Here is a 16,883-nt window from a genome sequence, read left to right on the forward strand (position 1 = left end):
GTTTGAAAGCTGACTGATATGCTTCCTCCCACTCTCTTTTTATCTAATTCGTAATTCGTAATTCGTAATTATTGTTGAAACACTCGCACTTCATTGTGAAGTGTTTTGGTATATTTGGGATGTTCTCATCAAAATACGAATTGTCTTTAGAAATTAGTATCTCGTAAAAACTCAAGAATCGCTGTATTCAACACCTCAGAAGAACCACTTGAGGCATCATGACAGCAGTTAGATAAAATCTGTAATTGGGAATTGGGGATATGTTGATGTAATTTTTTACCATGACTTGCAGGAAACCAACTATCTTGCTCACCCCACAAAACTAGTGTAGGACACTTAATTGCACTGAGATTATTTTGAATTTTGGTGAGCATATTTGGCTTATTTGCTTGCCAATTCTCAATTTCTCGCGCGGCTATTTGTAACTCTTCGGCAACTTTGGCGATCGTGCCAGGCAATTCGGTAAATGGGTAAGTTATCCAATAAATATCTTCCTGCGTCAAGATTGAGGGATCGAATAATACCCCACGTCTTTCGATTGCCATAACTTCTCTAAATAAAGGTGCAAACAAATATGTCAGACGTAAAGCGTCAATTGTTTGCATTACTTCTAGGGGCGTTTTGGCAAGTAACCACATAGACCAATGGGGTAGTTGTTCGGCAAAAACAGGTACGTTTACTACTACCAGCCGTCCGATTAACTGCGGATTTTCTTGAGCAAGAGCAAGGGCAACTAATCCCCCCAGAGATTCTGCTACAATCACTGCGGGTTCATCACATAATGCCTGAATAATTCTTTGAAACTCAATAACTTGATGACCGTTATGTTCTCTACGAGACAATGGTTTTTCGGAAAAACCAAAACCTTTAGCATCAAAACAAATTACTCGGTAATATTTAGATAATGGGGCGACGCTGTAGCGCCAATTGTAGCTCCAACTCCCCATGCCATGTAATAGAATTAGCGGTTTACCTTTACCTTTTTCGCCATAAGCAATTTGTATAGGATAACCTTTAGCATCACTAATAACTAGACTTTGCCGCCCTTTGGGAAAAGTAGCTTGCCACCAATCTTTCATTCTTTTATCAATAAACAATTTAACCGCCTGTAAAGGCGCTCCACAAGATTCTAATTAGAATCACGGGCAATGCTACTAAAGCAATAGAAATTAGCAACAATCCAACCAAAACGGCAAAGATAAACCACCTATCTGCACTCTTTTGCTCGCTAGGAAACTTTAAGTATTCTTCCAAGAGCTTGATATTATTAGTGTTAGCTCTCCAGGCAAAATCAAAAAAGTCTCCCAAAACTGGGACAGTGCCTACTAAGCCATCAATGATTACATTCAAAACCATTTTACCGAGAGTGGCTCTAGATACACCTAGCCGCGCTGCTTCTAGGATGATGTAGCTAGAAAACATCACTCCTAAAAAATCACCACCAATGGGTATGAGTCCTATAATTGGATCTAGACCAAAACCAATTTTTGTTCCAGGAATGGTAACAACATTATCCAGGAGCCGACTTAACTGGCGTAGGCGCTTCAACGTGGGTGCTTTGGCATCAGGTTCAATCATCGAAAATCGAGGAGAAGAATCAGGCATGGAGGCGATCGCTAATTTTGTATTGAATCGTTAGATATTTTACTCCCCTACTGAGCTTTTGCAATCATTTTCTCAAGGATTTACGAATTAATATTTTTCTTGGGATTGCGACTGGGCTTTTAAGCGCATATCTTCGCCGACAGTCACATTCAACTGATCGCCGATTAACAGAACAGCAGCGCTCATTGATAGCCAGAGCATTAAAACTATCACAGCTCCTACAGCACCATATACTTTATTATAATTCCCAAAATTCGCCACATACAGCCGAAATAGAGCAGACAATATTGCCCAGAAAATAGCTGCTAAAATTGCCCCTGGCATCATTGGTGTGCCTGAGTTCCACTTGCTTGGCCCATAGCGATAGACAAAGCCAAAGGCGACAGCGACAATGCTTAAAGCTAAAGGCCAGCGTAATAGCTGCCAAAGATGCACCAAGAAGATCAAAGAGCCATTTTCACGCACTACCATTCCCAATAGTAAGTCGCTGGTAAACACTAACAAAGAAGCCAACACTAAAAGCAACATAGTACCGACTGTTAACCCCAGAGAGACGAGCTTGGCTTTCCAAAAGGGGCGGATGTTTTCTGAAGGAATTTGATGGATTTGATCGAGGGCTGTCATCGCGGTACTCACTGCCCCAGAAGCAGTCCAAATTGCTAATACAAAGCTTAGAGAAAATAAACCGCTATTTTTGGAGTTAGTAATTTCTGTGGTAGCAAAATCACGAATCAGATCCAGTGCTTGTTCAGGTAGGACTTGACTAAGTTGATTCGCCAGTTTGTTAAAGGTGTTTTGTAAAGATTCTGCCAATAAGCCAATGGCTGTGATCAGAGCCAGAATTGCTGGAAACAGCGATAGCATGGCATTGAAGGCGATTTCTGAGGCGAGTCCTAAAAGTCGCCTTTCGATTGTCCTGGAAAAAGTTTTTTTGAGCGTGCGCCAATTGAGGTGGCGAAAGAAGCGAAAAAAACGAGGCTTTGGCATGATTTTGAGTTAAAACTGGTTAGGTTTCTTAACTACTTTCCCAAATTTTGTTTCAAAAGGCTCTGTTTCTCGTCAAGAAAGAGGAGCTGGAGCCTCTCAAAATAGTTTCCCAGCCTCCAGGCTGGGAACGAGGCAACACAAGACTCGAAGTTCTTTGATGGTTTTGATTTCCAGTTCCGAACGTGTAAACATAGAGTAGCCATTCCTTAAAAGTGGTATCGGTGGGTAACAAGTTTCTCAGGCTTCTGTACCCATCGAATAAACACTCTAATGTTTCGCTTCCTAAAGATTCAAGCTATATTTACATCTCTCAATAATGCCTAATCCTAAAGGAACTCCTGAAAATTTAAGACCAATTAAGTCAGAACGAGAGGAGCCGCTTACCGAGAAGATGAACTTACGTATGACAAAATCGATGAAAGAGGAAGTACAGCAACAAGACAATCCTCCTGAATTTTGTAGAGAAGCTATTCAAAAAGCACTGGATGAAAAAAAGGAAGGCAACAAATAGTATGCAGATTAGTAAAACTGATTGATAAAATTCTTTTACGCAAACAGTCCGTAATTGAGTCGGTCAATTACCATCTAAATAATATGTATCAAATAGAACAACCTCCTCGCTATATTTACATCTCTCAACAATGCCTAACCGTAAAGGTAATCCTCAGAATTTTGACAATCCACCGAGTAAAGAATTAACTGAAAACGTTACTTTTAGAGCTACGAAAGAAATGAAGGAAGAAATACAGAAACAGGATAATCCAGCACAATTTTGTAGAGAAGCCGTTCAAAAAGCACTGGATGAAAAAAAGGAAGGCAACAAATAGTATTTAGATTGGTAAAACTGATTGATAAAAGAACTTTTGATGCCAACATAGTGTGGTCAGTCCTTAGTATGAAAATAGTACTTTTGTTCTAATAAGAAAATAAATTATCATGCTTTTTTGATTGACGAAAAACAGGATTTTAGTACTTTATTAGTATGCGTGAGGATAAAAATGGCTGAAAATACTAGTTATACGACCGCTTTAACACAACAGTGGTTGACAGAAATCCAGACACTTAAAGAGCAGATGGCAGAACTGCAATACGAGCGCGATACGGCTTGGGAAAGCGCCCAAAAATGGCGTAAACTTTACAACACAGAAGCAGAACAACGCCGCACAGATGCCCAACTCTCGCAACAGACGATCGCTTCTCTCAAAGCAGAACTGCATAAACTTCAAGGTTTTGAAGTAGACACACTGACTGCTGGGACACCAATAGCGATTCAACAAGAAATAGAACAGCTAAAATCTGTGGAGGACTTGCAAGCTAAACTGATCGCCGCGATTAAAGAACGCGATCGCCTTTTGCAAGCTTTAAAAACTGAGCAAGACAACCACGCCCAAAGCCGCAACAGCCTTACTACTGCCTTGGGTGATGCTATTGATAGCTTGACACGCCAACGAGCAGGGGCATGAGAGAGATGAGGGGGCAGGGGAGGCAGGGGAGACAAGGAGATAAACAAAACTCCTAACTCCTAACTCCTAACTCAGCACTCAGCACTCAGCACTCCTAACGCCCAATTCCCTAAAATCCCATTGCCTTGGCTACTGCGCCTAGTTCCGCCGCAATACCTTGTTGAAATTGACTGTGATTGTGTTTAATGGCTGTATCTGGGTCTTTTAAACCATTGCCTGTGAGGACACAAACTACTGTCGCCCCCGTGGGAATTTGGTCTTTCACCTGTAACAATCCGGCTACAGAAGCAGCGCTAGCAGGTTCGCAGAAGATGCCTTCTGATGCTGCCAAAAGTCGATAAGCGTCGAGAATTTCTGTATCGGTAACGGCGTGGAAATTTCCCTGGCTGGCGGTTTGGGCTGCGATCGCTAAGTCCCAACTAGCCGGGTTGCCAATGCGAATTGCTGTCGCTAGGGTTTCGGGATGTGCCACTGGCTGACCGTGGACTAAGGGGGCTGCTCCTGCGGCTTGGAATCCCATCATCTTGGGTAAGCGATCGCACTTTCTGGCTTGATGATATTGACAAAATCCCATCCAATATGCTGTGATGTTTCCCGCATTGCCTACGGGAATACATAACCAGTCTGGTGCATCACCCAACGCATCGACAATTTCAAAGGCTCCTGTTTTCTGTCCTTCTAGGCGGTAGGGATTGACGGAATTCACCAAAGTAATTGGATAGCTTTCAGCCATTTCGCGGACAATTTCTAAGGCTTGGTCAAAATTACCTTTAATTGCCAATACTTCTGCGCCGTACAGTAATGCTTGGGCTAATTTGCCCAACGCCACATAACCGTCGGGAATCAGTACAAAGGCATTCATGCCCCCACGCTTTGCATAAGCGGCGGCGGCGGCTGAGGTGTTGCCCGTGCTGGCACAAATTACTGCTTTAGCCCCTGCTTCCTTGGCCTTGGAAATTGCCATAGTCATCCCCCGGTCTTTGAAGCTGCCGGTGGGATTCAAACCGTCATATTTTACAAAAACCCGTACTTGTCTGCCAATGCGTTCTGCGATCGCTGGCACTGGTATTAGAGGTGTGTTACCCTCCAACAGAGTGACAATCGGTGTTTTTTCGCTGACAGGCAAGTATTCACGATAGGCTTCTATCAGTCCAGGCCAGGGTTGGCGATAAGATGTAGCAACAGACAGGCTCAAAGTCACGGGATTTAAAATTTCTGAACGTAAGGATTGGATATTTTGAAAGGGTAGGATGGGGAAGCGCAAAATGGGTAAGAGGAAGAAAGTAGATTTTTCGTTGCCTGTTGCCTGTTCAGAGTTCCCTAATCCAAAAGAATGTTATTAAGAATATTATTTTTTATGGTGTAGCCGTTTCACTTGCTATTTTATTTAGAACGTTAATTTATCATAAACTGCTACGGCGAACTTCGGTTCAACAAATTAGCCTAGAGGATGCTGATGAGGTGAAAAATCATCTGTAAATCTATGAGACTTACGTAATAACTCTCTAAGAGGATGTTTGAAAAGTCCTGTTGTTGGATTTTTTACGCAGTACTCAATGATTTATGTGCTGATGTCGCCTTGCAACAGCCTATTGAACGTAGTTTCAGTGGAAATAGTCAATTGATGCTTGTATTTTTTCCACCGCGCACTCTTACAAAACCCACAACTACAATTTATTCCTTGGTTGAGCATCAACGCTCTATGGGCTTGGTCAAAGCCGTGCGTCAGCGACACTGATGCACTGCTGCAACCTCACTTGACATTTGGGCATCCGCCTTAACTTGACACCTATGACAGGATGTCCACCCCACAATAAATAATTGAATATTTTTTTATTTGGAAGTCCTTTAACTGCACCTGTAAATTTTACCAGCCAAAATACGGGATAAATCGCCGTCTCGCCTTGATTGTAAATATAAAAAAAAGAAATTGATGAAAAACCGCATCAATTTGTAGCTAATTAAGATTTATGAGTTATAATTGCCATTTTTAAACAAATCTAACTGTAGACAGATGAAATTTTAAACGCTAATGTTATCAGAATCATGTTTTTTGGCGTTCAGACAATCTTCTAGTCTAGGCGCTAGAGAAAAGGAGTTAACTCACATCTTGCACCTAGCCCTAGTGATTAGAAATCGCGGCTATACAAACAAAGTCCGCCTACGCCAACTAACGCAAAATCAAGGCTTTTTAACCTGCGGAGGCAGGTAAAGTCTCGTGTAGCCGCGACTTATAGTCGCCTGGTGCAAGATATAAGTTAATCACTTAAATATTGCTCCTAATTTTATTGCATTCTACCCATTGCCAGCCCCAAGATATAGGTTTTATCACTCATGTTCAACGTATCCACTCACGATTCTCAACAAAATCAGCAATTAATTGATAATACTGGCTGGAACGTGATTGAAACGGAGTTTAACCCGACGCAGTTACATCACAAAGAAACTGTCTTCACTCTTGGTAATGGGTTGTTAGGAGTGCGGGGTACATTTGAGGAAGGATATCCACAGGATTTTCCAGCCGTACTCATCCACGGTGTCTATGATGATGTGACAATTACTCATACTGAACTGGTAAACTGTCCCAACTGGCTGCCATTGGTGGTAAAAGTTGCTGGCGAATCTCCTACGGAGACGCTACGCGAACGCTTTAGTATGGATAGTGGTGAGATTCTCAACTACGAACGTCGGCTCGATCTACGCTTAGGTTTAGTTAGCCGTGATGTGCGGTGGCGTAGTCCTAGCGGTCATACCCTAGATTTTCACTTCGAGCGCTTCACCAGTTTAGCAGACCAGCACGTTTTGGCGATTCGCGCTCAAATTACATCGGTAGACTTTGAGGGTGAAATTACCATTGAAGCCGGATTTGACAGCGAACCCGATACCCAAGGCGTTAAACATTGGCGAACCTTAAACCAAGGTGGCATAGATCGGATTATCTGGTTAAATAGTAAAACTCTCCACTCAGATATTCAACTGGGGATGGCAGCTAAGTTAGTGGTAGATGGTGACGAAACTACACTTGTGAGCATCGAAAATGCTTCTAGTTCTCCCACTTTGACAACCACCTTAGAGTTATATCCCGGAAAATCGGTAACTGTAGAAAAGATTGTCACCCTGTTTACTTCACGAGAGACAGAAATTCCCATTGCTGCCGCCTTACAAAGACTTGCTGACGAACCGAGATATACTACCTTGTTGGCAGCTCACATTACTGCCTGGGAGCAAGTGTGGCAAGACAGTGACATTATAATAGAAGGCGATCGCTTGGCTCAATTAAGCGTCCGTTATAATCTCTTCCAATTACTAGCTGTAACACCGCGTCACGATAACCGCGTCAGCATTCCTCCCAAAACCCTTTCCGGTTTTGCCTATAGCGGGCATATCTTTTGGGATACAGAAATATTCATCCTGCCTTTTCTCACCTTAACTCAACCAGCCCTAGCGCGTAACTTGCTCACCTACCGTTACCACACCTTACCAGGAGCGAGACGCAAAGCTCAAGAAGCCGGTTATCAAGGGGCGATGTATGCTTGGGAAAGTGCCACTACTGGCGATGAAGTAACCCCGCGCTGGGTTCCAGCTCCCAATGGTGAATTAATCCGCATCTGGTGCGGTGACATTGAAGTGCATATCACCGCAGATATTGCTTATGCAATTTTGCACTACTGGCAGACTACCAACGATGATGACTGGATGCGCGATTATGGCGCGGAAATTATTCTTGATACGGCTGTTTTCTGGGAAAGTCGGGTGCAGTGGAACCAAGAGCGGCACAGTTATGACATCCTAGATGTAATTGGCCCTGATGAAAATCACGATCGCGTCGATAATAATGCCTTCACCAATCTCATGGTACAGTGGCATTTGCAATCAGCTTTGGCGCTGTGGGACTGGCTCAAACAAGCTTACCCTGAAACCTCAGCCCAACTAGTGCAAAAACTCAACTTAACCACAGAGCGTCTGCACTATTGGGCGGAAATCCAAGAGCGTCTATTTGTGAATGAAGATGCTCAAACAGGTTTAATTGAGCAATTTGAAGGCTTTTTCCAGCTAGAAGACGTTAACCTCGCTGACTACGAACCGCGCAGCAAATCTCTGCAAGGTTTGTTGGGAATTGAAGCCACCAGCCAAAAGCAGATTCTCAAACAGCCAGATGTCTTGATGCTCTTGTATTTACTGCGCGAACGTTATGACCATAATACCCTCGCCACCAACTGGGACTATTACACCCAACGCACCGACCACAGTTATGGTTCTTCACTAGGCCCAGCCATTCATGCCATTTTAGCATGCGACCTGAATCAACCAACCGAAGCTTATACACACTTTCTGCGATCGGCCTTGGTAGACTTAGAGGATGTGAGAAGTAACGCTGCCGAAGGAATTCACGCCGCCAGTGCTGGAGGAGTTTGGCAAGCAGTAGTTTTCGGGTTTGGCGGCATTCGGATGACTCAATTCGGTCCCATTGCCTGTCCCAACCTACCACCTAACTGGACACGTTTAAAGTTTCGCTTGCAATGGCGTAATGAGTGGTATGACTTTGACTTACAAGCCGAAACGTTCCCAGACACGCCAGTAGGTTGTGTTAGCGACAGCGTAACGCACCAAATCTTTAACAATGGTAATGGTGCGTTACGTGAAACTAGTGTTGGTAAGCAAAAAAATTGTAGGTTGGGTGGAGGCTTTGCGTAACCCAACATCCTGATATGTGTTGGGTTGCGCTCCGCGCAACCCAACCTACGTCTAATGCACTATTTTAAGCTTGCCATGCCACTACAAATACTCAGAACTTAGAACTCAGAACTTAGAACTTAGAACTCAACACTCAGCACTCAGCACTCAGCACTTAGTTTTTGTTCAGAAGATTTACGAGATGGGAACTCTAGCTAATAAGCTTAATTAGAGTATCCCACCGAACACTGCTAATCATGTCCGATTTTGCTCATTCCACATTGGGGAAATCTTCTTACCCTCGCTTGACTAGAAGCTTGAGTGCTGTTGAAAGTTGGGGTTTTGGTTTGACAGCACATATTTCTTGGACAGCATTGGTTCCAGCGATTCATGCTGCTTTAGGTTCCCAAGCTATTTTTGTCTGGATACCGGCGGTGATTTTCGGAATGCTGCTCAACTATCAAGTAAAACGCTTGGGTATGCATTTCATCAATGTAGCTGGAGGAACACCTAACTATGCTACCAAGCTACTACAAAACTACCCCGGACTAGCTCGCTATGCAGCAATTGGATACCTCCTAAACTGGGTTTCCTACTTAGCAGTGAATACAATCGTACTCAGAGATTTAATTAAAGTAAATTTGGAGGCGCTGGGTATTACCTGTCCAGATATATTTCTGGATATTAGCTTTACACTGTTGCCTTTTATCGTGGCGTTTAGTGGGACTCGCGCCCTGAGTATTTTACATTTGTTTTTTGTAATTCCAGCCTTTGGATTGCTAATGACCTTCTGTGTGCAAGGTCTTGGCTGGTTAACCTTTTCTCCGGTGAGTCCTGGGTTTTTTCCTAGCAGTTGGTCATCTTTGAGCTTTGTAGATTGGGCAAAGTGGTTCTTTTTCGTCACTTATGCAACCTACAGTTGTGAAACAGCTTCTTCCTTTGTCGCCGATAGCCGCCACCCCACCCAAACGCTACGGTTTCTAGATGTTGCAGCCTGGATGATGCCACCCATCTTTTTAGGAGGGTCTTGGGTAGTAATGCGGTTGGCCACAAATTCCAACCTGAAAGACAATGCTTTTCTGAATCTGGCGGCGGCTTCCCTGCCCTTTTGGGGGAAATTTGCTGGTGTAAGTGTTTCTTTTTTGCTAGTAGCTGCTTGTCTACTCGGTTCGGCAACGGTGGTTTCTAATTGCCCGCGAATTTTGTATCAACTGGCTTTAGATAACCACATTTCACCAGTATTTTATGTAGTCTCACGTCGCGGTGTGTTTGTCCCAGCATTGACATTGACACTGGGATTGTGCTTAATCTATCTGATTTGGGGAGATGTGGCGCGAATCGTGGCTGTTGGTAACATTGGTTGGTTTATCTCCTTTATGTTACTGCATTTAGGGCTTTGGCTGCGGCGCGATCGCCCGGAAGTTTTGTTTCCTCGCATATCTCTAGCCATTCTGCTGTTAGAAGTTGTAGTGCTGTTGGTGGGCGGACTTGCTTGGGGTTCGCTCAACTTTATCATTGGGTTATTATTTCCCATTGGTGTCATGGGCATAGATGCGGTGATTCGCCGTGTGAATTTCCCTGCATTCCATCCTGATTGGTGGATGCGGCGATATCGCACCCGCCCTGTAGTAATTATCAAAGATTCAGTTATTCTCCAGGTGAGCATCCTGATTTTTTTACTGTGTAGCGCCGTGGCAGTTGGCTGGTTATTTGGTGTCAAACTGAATAAAGTGGCAACTGCTGGCGGTGAGAATATATTTGTGGTGCTACTGATGAGTGTGGCATTTGTGGGAGTAGCGATCGCTTGTTGGACAAGTTTACCTCAAGTAGTTGCGATCGCAGAAGCACGAGAAGCTGCCGAACACCTGTTTACTGTCGCCCAAGATGGTATTTTAGTCGTAGATAATCAAGGCATTATCCGCCAAGCTAACCCAGCCACCGAATCGTTTTTTGGTGTCAACCCATCTGAGTTACCAGGAAATCACCTCAACAAATGGCTACCGGCATTAGTCTACTATCCAGAACAGTGGACAAAGCGTAGCGAACAAATTTTAATCGGCAATGGGAAAAACAGAACTCTGGAAGTTTCTATCTCAGATAGACCCCATCAAGATTTTCAGGAATATGTCGTCATTCTCCACGACATAACCCAGCGCAAACAAGCAGAGCAGATATTGCGATACTCAGAGGCACAATTGCGCCAAGAAGCAAAGCAGCTAGTATCTCAACTAGTGCATAGTGAAAAAATGTCGAGTTTGGGGCAGTTAGTAGCAGGTGTAGCGCATGAAATCAACAACCCAGTCAACTTTATTTCTGGCAATATCAACTATGCAAATCAATATATCCAAGATTTATTAAGATTGCTGCAATTATACCAGAAAAACTATCCTAATCCCGCAAAGGAAATTCAACAACAAACAGAAGAAATCGACTTAAATTTTCTCATTGCAGACTTGCCCAACTTACTAACTTCTATGACAGTTGGTGCAGAACGAATTACAGAAATTGTCTTATCTTTGCGAAACTTTTCTCGCTTAGATGACGCAGAAATGAAAGCGGTGAATATCCATGATGGTATAGATAATACATTGATGATTTTGGAACATCGCCTCAAACCTAAATCTAACAATCAAACAATTGAGGTGATTAAAGAGTACGGCGATCTGCCATTAGTAGAATGTTATCCTGGGCAGTTGAATCAAGTATTTATGAATCTTTTAGCAAATGCGATCGATGCTTTAGAAGAGGCAGTGGAGAATGGTGAATGGGAAGTAGGGGAAAAAGCGCTCTCTACTCCCCAGATACGCATTCATACGAAACTCATGAGCGATAATCAGGTAGTTATTCGTATTGGCGACAATGGTATAGGCATTCCCGAAAAGGTACAAAAACAATTATTTGAACCATTTTTTACGACTAAACCAGTTAATAAAGGTACTGGGTTAGGTTTATCTATTAGTTATCAGATTATCACCCAAAAGCATCAGGGAAAATTACAATGTATTTCTGCTCTTGGTCAGGGGACAGAATTTGTAATCGTAATTCCGCTAAATCAGCAAGTTATCTAAGAAGATGTTTGAAAAGTCATTTTGTCGGTATCAAAAATTTTAGATATCCCTAAATCCCCCGATAAATTGGGGGACTTTGATTTCGGTTCCCCCCTTTTTAAGGCTACAGTGTAAACATAAGTCTGAAATAGCTGATTAACCAAGGTTTTACCCCACCCTAACCCTCCCCTTGCAAAGGGGAGGGAACTAGATTTTCTTGTTTCCCCCTTTTACAAGGGGGGATTAAGGGGGGTAAAACCCGGATCTAAAATGTAACTCCGATTTGTGTATACACCGTAGCTTTTTAAGGGGGGTTAGGGTGGATCTAAAAGTGCCTAATGTCATAGCAAACCACTTTTCAAACAACCTCTAATTGTCAACATCATCTAGCGTAGTTAAATATGTTAACCAAATTAAAATCTTCACCCTTGGCGTTGCTTGCTGTTTAATTAGAATATTAGGCTGAGATTTTCTGACTAAACCACCTGTATAGGCTGTTAGCCAGAAAAAGTCTGGCTATTACTCCGATTTTGGTAGTGAGAAAAAGGATTTAGTCATGGCGAGAGATAGAGCTTATTGGGAAGCAGAGCAGCGTATTGAAAAGGCGCGCCAAGAGGGAGCAATAGAACTCGATCTCAGCGATATGCAACTGAGCGAACTGCCAGAAGCGATCGCATCCCTGACTCAGTTGCAACAGCTTTACCTCCGCAATAACCAACTGAGCGAACTGCCAGAAGCGATCGCATCCCTGACTCAGTTGCAACAGCTTTACCTCGACAATAACCAACTGACGGAACTGCCAGAAGCGATCGCATCCCTGACTCAGTTGCAACGGCTTGACCTCAGCAATAACCAACTGACGGAACTGCCAGAAGCGATCGCATCCCTGACTCAGTTGCAACGGCTTGACCTCAGCAATAACCAACTGACGGAACTGCCAGAAGCGATCGCATCCCTGACTCAGTTGCAACGGCTTGACCTCAGCAATAACCAACTGACGGAACTGCCAGAAGCGATCGCATCCCTGACTCAGTTGCAACGGCTTGACCTCAGCAATAACCAACTGACGGAACTGCCAGAAGCGATCGCATCCCTGACTCAGTTGCAACGGCTTTACCTCAGCAACAACCAACTGACGGAACTGCCAGAAGCGATCGCATCCCTGACTCAGTTGCAACAGCTTAACCTCGACAAGAACCAACTGACCGAACTGCCAGAAGCGATCGCATCCCTGACTCAGTTGCAACAGCTTAACCTCGGCAAGAACCAACTGACCGAACTGCCAGAAGCGATCGCATCCCTGACTCAGTTGCAACAGCTTAACCTCGGCAAGAACCAACTGACCGAACTGCCAGAAGCGATCGCATCCCTGACTCAGTTGCAACAGCTTAACCTCGGCAAGAACCAACTGACCGAACTGCCAGAAGCGATCGCATCCCTAACTCAGTTGCAACTGCTTGACCTCGACAATAACCAACTGACCGAACTGCCAGAAGCGATCGCATCCCTGACTCAGTTGCAACTGCTTGACCTCGACAATAACCCTCTTAACCCTGACCTTGCAGCTGCTTACAAACAAGGCACTGAAGCAGTCTTGCAATACCTGCGGGCAAAGGCAGAAGCACAGATAACGCTGAATGAAGCCAAACTGATTTTAATTGGCGAGGGTGAGGTGGGCAAGAGTTGCCTGTTAGGAGCATTGCGGGGAGATGAATGGGTAGATGGTCGCCCCACAACTCACGGGATTGAAATTAAACCTGTAATCGTCACCGATCCCGATAGTGGCACAAAGATATCACTCAATGGTTGGGATTTTGGCGGTCAACGGGTTTATCGACCAACGCACCAGTTGTTTTTCAGTGCGCCAGCCGTCTATCTAGTTATCTGGAAGCCACGGGAAGGCCCCCAGCAGGGCTTTGTCAAAGAGTGGATTACGCTGATCAAAAATCGAGAACTAGATGCAAAGGTGTTGGTAGTCGCAACCCACGGCGGCCCCGGACAGCGACAACCAGACATTGACAGACAAGAAATTCTCGATCAATTCGGCAAAGATACGGTAATCGAATTCTTCCATGTAGACAGCAAACCCAACCAGGATACGACGCATTGCGCTGGAATTGCAAAATTAAAAGATGCGATCGCCCGTGTCGCTGCATCTCTTCCCGAAATGGGGCGTTCCGTTCCCGCAAAGTGGCAACGGGTGCGAGAAATCTTACAGACAAGTGACAAAGCCTATCTCTCCTACAATGATGTCATTAAAATCTGCAATGAACAGGGAATTGATGAGGAGCAAGCAGAACTGTTTCTTCGCATCTCCCATATATTAGGGCATTTTATCCATTATCATAACGACTCAACACTACGCAATATCGTCATCCTCAAACCCGACTGGCTGGCAAAGGCGATCAGTTTCGTGCTAGATGATGAAACGACACGCAAACGCAACGGTTTAGTGGAGTTTGAGCATCTGGGCCAATTGTGGAGCCATCCGCCGTTTGAAGGCGAAGAAGGCTACCCCTCAAAATTGCATCCAATCTTTCTGCGGTTGATGGAACGCTTTGATCTATCCTACAAAGTGGTATTCGAGCGGTCAGAAACTAGCAATACCAGCCTCATTGCTCAACTCGTTCCCGACACACGCCCGGAGAAATTGCCCAATTGGGGAGAGCAACCGGAAACGGGAGACAGACAACAAGTGCAAATCTGCCGGATTGTGGATAGTCGCGGACAATTTGCAGTGGCAGAAGGATTATTTTACCAGTTGATTGTCCGGTTGCACAAATACTCACTGGGGCGGGCGAATTACGAAGATAGCATCCACTGGCAACGCGGCTTAATGCTTGACAACGACTACAACGGTCGGGCATTGCTAGAGTATGTTGACACTGATGTAAAAATTACAGTACGGGCAGCTTATCCAGAACGTTTCCTGTCTTATCTCACAGAAGAGATTAAATGGCTAGTCGAGAATTTCTGGGAAGGGTTGCGTTGTAACGTCATGGTTCCCTGCATTGCACCTTGCAGCATGAATGCCCCTGGAAACGGACTGTTTGAGGTGCAGAAACTAATTGAAAGTAAAAAGAAAAATCGTCATGAATTCCCGTGTCCCATTTCCGGGTGTGGCGAATGGCAAAGCATAGACAGACTGCTAAATAACGCGCCGACTGCTCAACCCCCATCTCAAGAAATTGGCACTGAGCAGTTGCGAGACATTATGAAAGACGAATTAAACATCATCCGCCAAGATTTGGGGATGTACAATCGTCTAGATCACGCACGCTTTCAGGTATTATCTCACCAGCAACGCTCCATTTTAAGCCAAGTCGATCAGCAGTTTGCAGAAATGATGCAGATGCTCACCGATGAAGCAAAAGACGGCCCACGCCTGTTTAGCTTTATGCCTGTTGAACGGAGATTTTTTGATCTCCCCCAATGGACGAGTGCTAAGTTTCAACTTACTCTCTGGTGCGAACACGCTCGTAAGCCACTTCCAGCCTTAAATCCAAATGACAAGAAAAAGGGAGTCTATGAATTAGACTTGTCTCGTGAGTGGTTCATCAAAGCAGCCCCCTATCTCAAAATTGTTACCGGAATCCTGAGCCTAGCCTTACCTGTGGCAGGTTCGGCAACTAAATTTATGCTGGATGACACCACCTATAAAGTTTTTGAAGAACAACTCGATTTGGGACAAAAAAGCATCGAGTCTACTTTGAAGGGCAGCGATATGGTTTTGGCTGGAAAGTCCAAGAGAGATGCCTCATTCTTGCAAGGCGATGCAATCCGCGCCCAAGGCTCTATCTTACGAGAATTACATGCCCTTCTGAAAGCAAAAGATCCTAGTTTTGGTGGTTTAGTGCGGGTGCAGAACAAACGCCGTGAATTTCTCTGGGTTCATCCTCAATTTGTAGATGAATATTAATTGACAACGGATATTAAAGGATGTTTTAAAAGTGTTTGGCTGTGATTTTAATCACCCCCCTTAGTCCCCCCTTGTAAAGGGGGGAAACAAGAAAAATCCGGTTCCCTCCCCTTTACAAGGGGAGGGTTAGGGAGGGGTAAAAAATATTTGATACATCAATCACGACTTTTCAAACATCCTCTTAGAGCTATTTCGTAATTTCTCATGATTATACAGGAAACAGAGTAATGTTGAAGGTTTTTGCTGACCGTGGTGGTACATTCACAGATATTGTTGCTGTTACTAATAATCAAGCAATTATCGATGGAGTTTCAAAACACCCCGAACGTTTTTTAATTGTCCCTCTGCCTAATCAGCAATGGATTATCGTCTACAAACTCCTTTCGGAAAATCCCGAACAATATGAAGATGCAGCCATCCAAGGTATTCGAGATATCATAGGTATTACTAACAACGAACCCATTCCTACTGAAGCCATAGAAGTGGTAAAAATGGGGACAACAGTAGCAACAAATGCACTGTTAGAAAGAAAAGGCGATCGCGTCGTTCTTCTCATCACCAAAGGGTTTAAAGATGCGCTACGAATTGGCTACCAAAACCGTCCTAACATCTTTGCCCGTCAGATAATTTTACCAACGATGCTTTATGAGCAAGTGATTGAGATAGATGAACGCTATGATGCTAACGGAAATGAATTAATCCCTATAAATATTGAACAAGTCAAAAGCGACTTACAAGCAGTTTACCATACAAGAATTCGGAGTTGTGCCATTGTTTTTATGCACAGCGATCGCTATCCTAAACACGAACAAGAAATAGCCCAGCTTGCCCAAGAAATCGGCTTTACTCAAATATCCGTATCCCATCAAGTTAGTCCCTTAATGAAATTGGTTAGCCGGGGAGATACAACAGTAGTCGATGCTTATTTAACTCCTATTATGCGCCGCTACGTTAACCAAATAGCGAGTCAGTTACCAAGCGTCAAATTAATGTTCATGAAATCTGACGGCGGTTTAGTCGCAGCTGAACAATTTCAAGGAAAAGATAGTATTTTAAGTGGCCCGGCTGGCGGTATTGTTGGCGCAGTCCAAACTAGTAAAAGAGCAGGTTTCGAGTTAGTTATTACCTTTGACATGGGAGGGACAAGTACAGATGTTGCCCACTTTAAAGGAGAGTATGAACGACAAC

The 16,883-nt window shown here is 44.1% G+C and carries 12 protein-coding genes and 1 pseudogene; 9 read left to right on the forward strand and 4 right to left on the reverse strand.

All coding sequences use genetic code 11. The features are described 5' to 3' along the window. Positions 1-146 precede the first annotated feature (146 nt). The 3 genes from HWQ37_RS22375 to HWQ37_RS22385 form a co-directional block, all read right to left on the reverse strand. Complete coding sequence (locus HWQ37_RS22375; RefSeq protein WP_292750973.1) at positions 147-1,079, reverse strand: alpha/beta fold hydrolase; 933 nt, start codon at positions 1,077-1,079, stop codon at positions 147-149. Between the two features lie 19 nt (positions 1,080-1,098). Beyond that, positions 1,099-1,605, reverse strand: a complete 507-nt coding sequence (locus tag HWQ37_RS22380) for a DUF4112 domain-containing protein (RefSeq protein WP_292750975.1) — start codon at positions 1,603-1,605, stop codon at positions 1,099-1,101. Between the two features lie 87 nt (positions 1,606-1,692). Beyond that, positions 1,693-2,592, reverse strand: a complete 900-nt coding sequence (locus tag HWQ37_RS22385) for a YihY/virulence factor BrkB family protein (RefSeq protein ID WP_292750977.1) — start codon at positions 2,590-2,592, stop codon at positions 1,693-1,695. A gap of 316 nt (positions 2,593-2,908) precedes the next feature. Here HWQ37_RS22385 and HWQ37_RS22390 point away from each other — a divergent pair, with 316 nt between their 5' ends. The 4 genes and pseudogenes from HWQ37_RS22390 (at position 2,909) to HWQ37_RS22400 (ending at position 4,055) form a co-directional block, all read left to right on the forward strand. Next, positions 2,909-3,103: a hypothetical protein gene (locus HWQ37_RS22390; RefSeq protein WP_292750979.1), complete on the forward strand. Its 195-nt coding sequence runs from the start codon at positions 2,909-2,911 to the stop codon at positions 3,101-3,103. Positions 3,104-3,105: 2 nt separating this feature from the next. Further along, positions 3,106-3,201, forward strand: a pseudogene (locus HWQ37_RS34890) (IS982 family transposase); the annotation flags it as partial. A 32-nt stretch (positions 3,202-3,233) separates the two neighbouring features. Next, positions 3,234-3,419: a hypothetical protein gene (locus HWQ37_RS22395; protein ID WP_292750981.1), complete on the forward strand. Its 186-nt coding sequence runs from the start codon at positions 3,234-3,236 to the stop codon at positions 3,417-3,419. A 171-nt stretch (positions 3,420-3,590) separates the two neighbouring features. Next, positions 3,591-4,055 (forward strand): hypothetical protein, encoded by a 465-nt coding sequence (locus HWQ37_RS22400; protein WP_292750983.1) that lies wholly within the window; start codon positions 3,591-3,593, stop codon positions 4,053-4,055. A gap of 109 nt (positions 4,056-4,164) precedes the next feature. Here HWQ37_RS22400 and thrC read toward each other — a convergent pair whose 3' ends face one another. Continuing rightward, positions 4,165-5,256: a threonine synthase gene (gene thrC / locus HWQ37_RS22405; protein WP_292750985.1), complete on the reverse strand. Its 1,092-nt coding sequence runs from the start codon at positions 5,254-5,256 to the stop codon at positions 4,165-4,167. 312 nt (positions 5,257-5,568) lie between these two features. Between thrC and HWQ37_RS22410 the strand changes: the two genes are divergently transcribed. The 5 genes from HWQ37_RS22410 to HWQ37_RS22430 form a co-directional block, all read left to right on the forward strand. Then, positions 5,569-5,793 (forward strand): hypothetical protein, encoded by a 225-nt coding sequence (locus tag HWQ37_RS22410; RefSeq protein WP_292750987.1) that lies wholly within the window; start codon positions 5,569-5,571, stop codon positions 5,791-5,793. Positions 5,794-6,389: 596 nt separating this feature from the next. Then, positions 6,390-8,750: a glycoside hydrolase family 65 protein gene (locus HWQ37_RS22415; protein ID WP_292750989.1), complete on the forward strand. Its 2,361-nt coding sequence runs from the start codon at positions 6,390-6,392 to the stop codon at positions 8,748-8,750. Between the two features lie 236 nt (positions 8,751-8,986). Further along, positions 8,987-11,797 (forward strand): ATP-binding protein, encoded by a 2,811-nt coding sequence (locus HWQ37_RS22420; protein WP_292750991.1) that lies wholly within the window; start codon positions 8,987-8,989, stop codon positions 11,795-11,797. A 535-nt stretch (positions 11,798-12,332) separates the two neighbouring features. Beyond that, complete coding sequence (locus HWQ37_RS22425) at positions 12,333-15,695, forward strand: leucine-rich repeat domain-containing protein (RefSeq protein WP_292750993.1); 3,363 nt, start codon at positions 12,333-12,335, stop codon at positions 15,693-15,695. Positions 15,696-15,922: 227 nt separating this feature from the next. Beyond that, a partial coding sequence (locus HWQ37_RS22430; protein ID WP_292750995.1) for a hydantoinase/oxoprolinase family protein occupies positions 15,923-16,883 on the forward strand: 961 nt, incomplete at its 3' end.

Origin of the sequence: Nostoc sp. NMS4 (assembly GCF_017115095.1) — a bacterium.
Lineage (GTDB): Bacteria > Cyanobacteriota > Cyanobacteriia > Cyanobacteriales > Nostocaceae > Nostoc.

Coding starts and splice junctions, on each gene's coding strand:
- HWQ37_RS22375 (WP_292750973.1), bottom strand. CDS start 1,079: ATGAAAGATTGGTGGCAAGCTACTTTTCCCAAAGGGCGGCAAAGTCTA.
- HWQ37_RS22380 (WP_292750975.1), bottom strand. CDS start 1,605: ATGCCTGATTCTTCTCCTCGATTTTCGATGATTGAACCTGATGCCAAA.
- HWQ37_RS22385 (WP_292750977.1), bottom strand. CDS start 2,592: ATGCCAAAGCCTCGTTTTTTTCGCTTCTTTCGCCACCTCAATTGGCGC.
- HWQ37_RS22390 (WP_292750979.1), top strand. CDS start 2,909: ATGCCTAATCCTAAAGGAACTCCTGAAAATTTAAGACCAATTAAGTCA.
- HWQ37_RS22395 (WP_292750981.1), top strand. CDS start 3,234: ATGCCTAACCGTAAAGGTAATCCTCAGAATTTTGACAATCCACCGAGT.
- HWQ37_RS22400 (WP_292750983.1), top strand. CDS start 3,591: ATGGCTGAAAATACTAGTTATACGACCGCTTTAACACAACAGTGGTTG.
- HWQ37_RS22410 (WP_292750987.1), top strand. CDS start 5,569: ATGTTTGAAAAGTCCTGTTGTTGGATTTTTTACGCAGTACTCAATGAT.
- HWQ37_RS22415 (WP_292750989.1), top strand. CDS start 6,390: ATGTTCAACGTATCCACTCACGATTCTCAACAAAATCAGCAATTAATT.
- HWQ37_RS22420 (WP_292750991.1), top strand. CDS start 8,987: ATGTCCGATTTTGCTCATTCCACATTGGGGAAATCTTCTTACCCTCGC.
- HWQ37_RS22425 (WP_292750993.1), top strand. CDS start 12,333: ATGGCGAGAGATAGAGCTTATTGGGAAGCAGAGCAGCGTATTGAAAAG.